Below are 6555 nucleotides of genomic sequence, written 5' to 3'. Positions count from 1 at the left end.
TCCGTGTCGTCGCCGTCACCTCCTGCCCGACCGGCATCGCCCACACGTACATGGCGGCCGAGTCCCTTCAGAACGCGGGCCGCGAGGCGGGTGTCGACCTGGTCGTCGAGACGCAGGGCTCGGCCGGCTTCACCCGGCTGGACCCGGCGGTCATCGCGGCGGCGGACGGCGTGATCTTCGCGCACGACGTCCCCGTGCGCGAGAAGGAACGCTTCGCGGGCAAGCCGACCGTCGACGTCGGCGTGAAGGCGGGCATCAACCGTCCCGCCGACCTCATCGCGGAGGTCCGCGAGAAGGCCGCGCGCGGTGAGAAGAGCGCGCCGGCGCCCGCGGGCGGCACGCCGGTCGAACGCGCCGGCGACTCCACCGAGGGCTACGGCACCAAGCTCCGCAAGTGGCTGATGAGCGGCGTGAGCTACATGGTCCCGTTCGTCGCCGCGGGCGGCCTGCTCATCGCGCTGGGCTTCGCGATCGGCGGCTGGCAGATCGCCAAGGCACCCACGGTCATGGACCACTTCGTGTGGACGCAGGCCGACAGCTGGGGCGCCCTGCTCTTCCAGATCGGCCAGGTGGCCTTCAAGTTCCTCGTGCCGGTCCTCGCCGGCTACATCGCCTACGGCATGGCCGACCGGCCCGGCCTGGTCCCCGGTTTCGTCGGCGGCGCGATCGCCCTCGACATCAACGCGGGCTTCCTCGGCGGGCTCGCGGCCGGACTGATCGCCGGCGGTGTGGTGATGGCGATCCAGAGGGTGCGCATACCGGCGGCGCTGCGCGGCATCATGCCGGTGGTGGTGATCCCGCTGATCTCCTCGGTGATCGTCGGGTTCCTGATGTTCGTGGTGATCGGCAAGCCCATCGCCACCGCCCAGCGGGCCCTCACCGACGGGCTGAACGGCCTCACCGGCACCAACGCCATCCTGCTCGGCGCCCTGCTCGGCCTGATGATGTGCTTCGACCTCGGCGGCCCGGTCAACAAGGTCGCCTACACCTTCGCCACCGCCGGCATCGCCGTCTCCAACCCCGGCGACTCCGCGATGAAGATCATGGCCGCGGTGATGGCGGCCGGCATGGTGCCGCCGCTGGCGATGGCCCTGGCCACGACCGTGCGCGGCAAGCTCTTCACCCGGGCCGAGCGCGAGAACGGCAAGGCCGCCTGGGTGCTGGGTGCCTCGTTCATCTCCGAAGGCGCGATCCCGTTCGCGGCGGCCGACCCGCTGCGCGTGATCCCCTCGGCGATGGTGGGCGGTGCGCTCACCGGCGCCCTGTCGATGGCCTTCGGCGCCACTCTGCGCGCCCCGCACGGCGGCATCTTCGTGGTCCCGCTGATCGGCAACGCGTTCCCGTACCTGATCGCCATCGCCGCCGGTGTCTGCGTCAGCACGGCCCTGGTGGTCCTCCTCAAGGGCATGCGCAAGCAGAACCCCGAGGCGACGGCCGCCGATCCGGCCGCGAACGCCACCACGCCCGCGAACGACACCAAGCAGCCGGTGGCGGCCTGATCACCACGCCTGATCGCCACGCCTGATCAGCGCACCGGATCACCGCAGCTTGTCCCTTTGGTGCGCTGTGAGTTGTTCACGGCACCTGCGAGATTCGTCACGGTCCGGGGCCGAAGTCCCGGACCGTGGTGTGTACTGGAGCGCATGCCAGAGCATCTCTCGAGTCTCCAGTTGGCCGGTGTGGCCGTCCTCACCCTGGCCGGTGCGGTCTGGGCGATCGGCGTGGCCCGCCTGCTGCGCCGCTTCCGCGCGGAGGCCCTGCGAGAGTTCCCGGCGCGCCGCCTCGCGGTGCTCCCGCCGCAGCCGCGGACCGGACCCGCACGGGAGTCGGTGGACCTGACCCCGGCGGAACGGGACGCCTTCGCCGGCCTGGTACGGCAGCTCGGCAGGCGCTGACCGAGCGGCCCCGCCGTCACACCGCTCGCGCCCGGGCGTCAGCCCAGCCGTGCCGCGCGCCGCTCCATGGCGTCGCGGGCCGCGGCCTCCGACAGGTACACCTCGCACATGTGCCGGCCGTCCGGCGTCGCCGTGTGCTCGACCTCCCACAGGGAGACCTCGCTGCCGTCCGGCAGCAGGAACACGTGCTCGTACAGCGCGTAGCTCAGCCCCACCCGGCCGGCCCGCCCCGGGCGCCCGAACGCCTGCGTGATCTCGTGCGCGGCCGCCGTCGCCAGCAGGGCCGCCGTCTGGTCACCGGGCCGGTCCGGGTTCTCGGCACGGCGCAGCAGCCGGCGCGCGTGGTCGGGGGAGTCCGCGAAGTCGAACACGTGCCGGGGCTCGGGGATCGCCCACAGCCGCATCAGCGCGGGCAGCTCCCAGTCCGCCGGGTCCGGCGGCAGCCCGAGCCGCGCCGTGGCGGCCTGCAGCTCCTCCTCGTCCGCGTACACCTCGTGCTCCGGGGCGCCGCCCGGCGTGACGTTGTGCACCAGCTCCCACAGCGTGACCGCGGAGCCGTCGGCGAGCAGCCAGGTGTGCCGGTACGTCTCCCGGTGCAGCCCCGCGCTGTGGTGCGCGGAGTGCAGTGAAGCGGCGTGCGCGAGCGCGCTCTCGAGCTGCCCCATCACCTCGTCGGGCAGCTCGAAGGAGTTCAGGGCACGGCCGAGGAGCCGCTCGAGGTGCTCCTCAGGAGACTCGGGCGACTCGGCTGGTTCGTACGCTGCCGTCTCGTACGGAACGCTCAAGGCATCTCCCGGCGTTGCTGCATGTCACCTTGTGGGTGCATACCGTAGCCCCTCGGTCGGACATCATGTCCGGGAACCGAGAAAACGTACGTTGGGAAAACGCGGCGGCCGCGCGAAAAGTTCCCACCCGGCCCCACGTGCCGTCAGAAACCCCTGCGCGGAAGGAACTTCCGGCGGCTCCGGCGCTGCGGGAGGGGTGCCGGCGAGTCGCCGCCGAACCGCATGGCCCGGCCGCCGCGGCACCCCGTACGCCCTGGACGTCCGGCATGCCGCCGCAGCCTCCTGCCGGAGGGTCGAGCCGGTGGGGCAGTCCCGCCGGGCGGGTCGAGCCGGCAGGGCGCTCCCGGCGGACCCGGTCGAGCCGGCACGGCAGTCTCGCCGGAGGGTCGAGCCGGTAGGGCGCTCCCGGCGGACCGGTCGAGCCGGCACGGCAGTCGCGCCGGACGGGCCGAACCGGTAGGGCACTCCTGCCGCACCCGGCACTCCTGACGCACCCCGCGCCCCCCTGCTCCCCCTACGCCTTCCCGTACAACTCCCCGTACGACGGCCACGCTCCTCCCGGCCCGTCGACCGACACGGCCGCGCGCACGGCCCGTACGATCGCGCGGGTCACGAGATCCGCGCCGGCCGCGAGGATGTCGTTGAGCGCCAGCGGATGCGCGTCGAGCGGGCGGGCACCGGTGGCCAGCGCGAACACCGTGTCCCCGTCGTGCAGGAGGTGCACCGGCCGCACGGCGCGAGCGATCCCGTCGTGCGCCGTGCCCGCCAGCTTCTGCGCCTGTGCCTTGGTGAGGTCCGCGTCGGTCGCGACCACCGCGAGGGTCGTGTTGAGCGGCGGCGGCGCGTTCCCGGCCGCGACCTCCTCGAGCCGCCGGCGGGCGGCCTCGTGCACGCGCTGCTCCGGATACTCCACCCGCCCCTGGAACAACTCCCCGTACAGCGCGCCCGTTTCCGGGTCCAGCACCGACCCCGCGGCGTTCGCGACCACCAGCGCCGCCACCGTGATCCCCGAGCCCAGCACCGTGCTCGCGGTGCCCACTCCGCCCTTGAGCCGCCCTGCCACGGCGCCCGTGCCGGCGCCCACGCAGCCCTCGGGCACCGGGGCGCCCGGCGCAGACGCCGCCGCGGCCTCCACCGCGGCGCGCCCCGTCGCCGCGTCCGGCCGCGCCCGGAAGTTCCCTCCGCGTCCCAGGTCGAAGACGCACGCGGCAGGCACCACCGGCACCACGTGCGCCGGATCCGGACCCACCGGCACGCCCCGCCCCTGCTCCTCCAGCCAGGCCATCACCCCGGACGCCGAGTCGAGCCCGTAGGCGCTGCCCCCGGTGAGCACGACCGCATCGACCCGCTGGACCACGTTGCGCGGGTCGAGCGCGTCGGTCTCCTTGGTGCCGGGCCCGCCGCCGCGCACGTCCACGGCGGCGACGGCACCGCCCTCGGGAGCGAGGACGACCGTGGTGCCGGTGAGCCGGCCGTTCCCGGCGCGGGTGGCGTGCCCCACGCGCAGTCCGGCGACGTCCGTCAGTGCGTCAACTGTCATGGGGGCCAGTCTGGCCCAGCCCGAGCGTCTCCGAAGGGCTCAGCCGGCCGAGGCGGAGGTGCTCACCGGGCGTGCCCGGCTCGCCGTCCGCGCCGTCAGGATCACCCCGGCCGCCACCGAGGCCGAGCAGACCAGTCCCGCCGCGAACACCGCCCAGCCGCCCAGGAAGGTGCAGCAGATCACCAGCAGCGCCGTGACCGGCAGCACCAGCTGCTGGGCGATGCCGAACTTGAAGTGCCGCGAGTGCAGGGCCCAGACGGTCAGCAGATACAGCGCCGTGGGCAGGGTCACGGCCGCCGAGGCGGACAACGTGGACAGGTGCGCGGTGCCGACGGCCTCCTCCACGGCCACCTCCAGGCCCGCGCCGATCGCCGCGGCCGAGGCGAAGATCAGGTAGTGGCCGTAACCCCACAGGAACGACTGCCGGTTGGAGCGCAGGTGGCCGTGGATGGGGACCACGAAGTAGATCCACCAGGCGGAGAAGACGATCAGGAGCCCGCCCGCCGCGATGGGCAGCAGCGCATCCAGGGCGCCGTGCTCGTCCACGGCCGACTTCACCGCCGCCGTGGCGGCGGCGATCGTCTCGCCGAGCACGATGATCGTGAACAGGCCGTACCGCTCGGCGATGTGGTGCGGATGCCAGGAGGTTGTGTGGGCCCGCTCGGCGTACAGCGGCACGCACATCTCCGCGAGCGCCATCACCAGGAACACCCAGAGCCGGGCCGGCTGGGGCAGCACCACCAGGCCCAGCCAGCCGATCTGGCACAGCAGCACGCCGCACGCGTACCGGAGCGCCATGGATCTCTCCGCGCCCTCGGCCGAACGGGCGGCTCTCAGCCACTGCGAGGCCATCGCCAGCCGCATGATCACGTAGCCGATCCAGACCACCAGGTAGTCGTGGTGCTGGAAGGCCTGGGAGATGCCGGCGGCCAGCACCAGGACACCGGCGATCTGCACCAGGGTGACGACCCTGTAGAGCACGTCGTCGTTGTCGTACGCGGAGGCGAACCAGGAGAAGTTCATCCAGGCCCACCAGATGGCGAAGAACTGGATGGCGTAGTTGAGGATCCCGCTGCCCGCGTGCCCTGCCGCGACGGCGTGCACCAGTTGCACACCGGCCTGGGCGATCGCCACGACGAAGCACAGGTCGAAGAAGAGCTCCAGCGGCGAGGAGACCCGGTGCGACTCCCCGCGCCCACGCGCGGTGAGGCGCCGCAGGGGACCGGAGGGCGGGGGCGCGCCCGGCGAGGGGGGCGCCGGAGCGGAACTCGACGTCATGACACCCAGGACAGCAGAAAACCGCCTTCGCAGCAGGCCTGACGCGGGCACGGGCACGCGGGCGGGCACGGTCCCGCGGGAGCGGGGCGCCCGTGCCGGGGCCGTACCCTTGAGACATGAGTACCGCCCCCGCACCCGAGCCGCGTGACCCGAGGCCCGCGCTGGTCTTCGACGACCCGCTGGACCAGCAGTCCTCGGACGACACCGACCGCGGGTGGGGCGAGCGGCCGGAGGGCGACAGCGCCGCCGACCTCAAGCGCTTCCTCGACGAGAAGCCGCCCCACCACCTGTGAACCGCCCGCGACAGCGCCGCTAGCGCTCGCCGTACCCGGACCCGCGCTGCGCGACCAGCGCGTCGCGGATCTCCTTGAGCACCTCCAGCTCGGTCACCTCCACGACCTCCTTCGCACCCTCCCGCGCCGCCCTGCGCTCCGCCTGCCGGGCCAGGAACCTGGACATCGGCAGGACCATCAGGAAGTACACCACCGTCGCGGTGATCAGGAAGTTCAGCGTGGAGCCCAGGACCGAGCCCCACATCAGCCGGATGCCGTCCGTCCCGTGGCAGGAGGAGCTCAGGCACGAGCTGTAGTTGTCCAGGTTCTGCGTGCCGATCGCGCCGACCAGCGGGTTGATGATGCCCTTCACCACCGAGTTGACGATGTTCGTGAAGGCCGCGCCGATGACCACCGCGACTGCCAGATCGACGACGTTGCCGCGCATCAGGAAGGCCTTGAAGCCCTGCCAGACGCCCGCTTCGTGCTTCGCGCTCACCTCGGGGACTCTCCTCGCATGCACAGGTTGTGGAACGAAACGCTCCGCAACCTACGGCACCGTACGGCCATTGTGGGGAATTCCGTCGACCGAATGTGGGACTTGACGGCGAGCCGCCGACGAAACGACCGGCGCGGTTCAGCACAGCGTCACCGCCAGCCGCGCCGTGGCGCTCGCCCCGACCAGGCGTGCGGCCGTGGCCCTGGGCACCGACAGCACGACCAGCGCCCCGCTCCCGATGGCGCCGTCCAGCGGCTCCGGCACGTCCGTCACCCGCGCGTCGCGC

7 protein-coding genes are annotated in these 6555 nt (G+C 72.8%); 3 read left to right on the top strand and 4 right to left on the bottom strand.

The annotated features are described in order from the left end of the window. Window positions 1-1499 (top strand): PTS fructose transporter subunit IIC (locus ACLU3S_RS35135; RefSeq protein ID WP_413956026.1); only part of this gene is annotated, 1499 nt, incomplete at its 5' end. 144 nt (window positions 1500-1643) lie between these two features. After that, the gene (locus tag ACLU3S_RS35130; protein WP_413956025.1) at window positions 1644-1895 is read left to right on the top strand and encodes a hypothetical protein; all 252 of its coding nucleotides are present in this window, start codon (window positions 1644-1646) and stop codon (window positions 1893-1895) included. Between the two features lie 38 nt (window positions 1896-1933). On the opposite strand, the gene ACLU3S_RS35125 is transcribed toward ACLU3S_RS35130, so the two are convergent. From ACLU3S_RS35125 to ACLU3S_RS35115, 3 genes are all read right to left on the bottom strand, one after another. Then, complete coding sequence (locus ACLU3S_RS35125) at window positions 1934-2680, bottom strand: DUF6227 family protein (protein WP_413956024.1); 747 nt, start codon at window positions 2678-2680, stop codon at window positions 1934-1936. A gap of 514 nt (window positions 2681-3194) precedes the next feature. Then, window positions 3195-4220 carry a P1 family peptidase gene (locus ACLU3S_RS35120; protein ID WP_413956023.1) on the bottom strand — a complete coding sequence of 342 codons (1026 nt, stop codon included), beginning with the start codon at window positions 4218-4220 and terminating at the stop codon, window positions 3195-3197. 39 nt (window positions 4221-4259) lie between these two features. Continuing rightward, complete coding sequence (locus tag ACLU3S_RS35115; protein WP_413956022.1) at window positions 4260-5498, bottom strand: low temperature requirement protein A; 1239 nt, start codon at window positions 5496-5498, stop codon at window positions 4260-4262. Between the two features lie 116 nt (window positions 5499-5614). On the opposite strand from ACLU3S_RS35115, the gene ACLU3S_RS35110 reads away from it, so the two are divergent. Beyond that, the gene (locus ACLU3S_RS35110) at window positions 5615-5791 is read left to right on the top strand and encodes a hypothetical protein (protein ID WP_413956021.1); all 177 of its coding nucleotides are present in this window, start codon (window positions 5615-5617) and stop codon (window positions 5789-5791) included. A gap of 19 nt (window positions 5792-5810) precedes the next feature. On the opposite strand, the gene ACLU3S_RS35105 is transcribed toward ACLU3S_RS35110, so the two are convergent. Next, window positions 5811-6218: an MscL family protein gene (locus ACLU3S_RS35105; RefSeq protein WP_413956027.1), complete on the bottom strand. Its 408-nt coding sequence runs from the start codon at window positions 6216-6218 to the stop codon at window positions 5811-5813. Between the last annotated feature and the right edge of the window lie 337 nt (window positions 6219-6555).

The organism is Streptomyces sp. AF1A (assembly GCF_047340315.1).
In the GTDB taxonomy this organism is placed as follows: Bacteria; Actinomycetota; Actinomycetes; order Streptomycetales; family Streptomycetaceae; genus Streptomyces.
The sequence above is the reverse complement of the archived record's forward strand: the minus strand, read 5'-3'. Positions and strand labels throughout refer to the sequence as shown.

Bases quoted from the DNA above. Each gene is read 5' to 3' on its own strand.
- ACLU3S_RS35115 (WP_413956022.1), bottom strand. From the start codon at position 5,498: ATGACGTCGAGTTCCGCTCCGGCGCCCCCCTCGCCGGGCGCGCCCCCG.
- ACLU3S_RS35120 (WP_413956023.1), bottom strand. From the start codon at position 4,220: ATGACAGTTGACGCACTGACGGACGTCGCCGGACTGCGCGTGGGGCAC.
- ACLU3S_RS35110 (WP_413956021.1), top strand. From the start codon at position 5,615: ATGAGTACCGCCCCCGCACCCGAGCCGCGTGACCCGAGGCCCGCGCTG.
- ACLU3S_RS35130 (WP_413956025.1), top strand. From the start codon at position 1,644: ATGCCAGAGCATCTCTCGAGTCTCCAGTTGGCCGGTGTGGCCGTCCTC.
- ACLU3S_RS35105 (WP_413956027.1), bottom strand. From the start codon at position 6,218: ATGCGCGGCAACGTCGTCGATCTGGCAGTCGCGGTGGTCATCGGCGCG.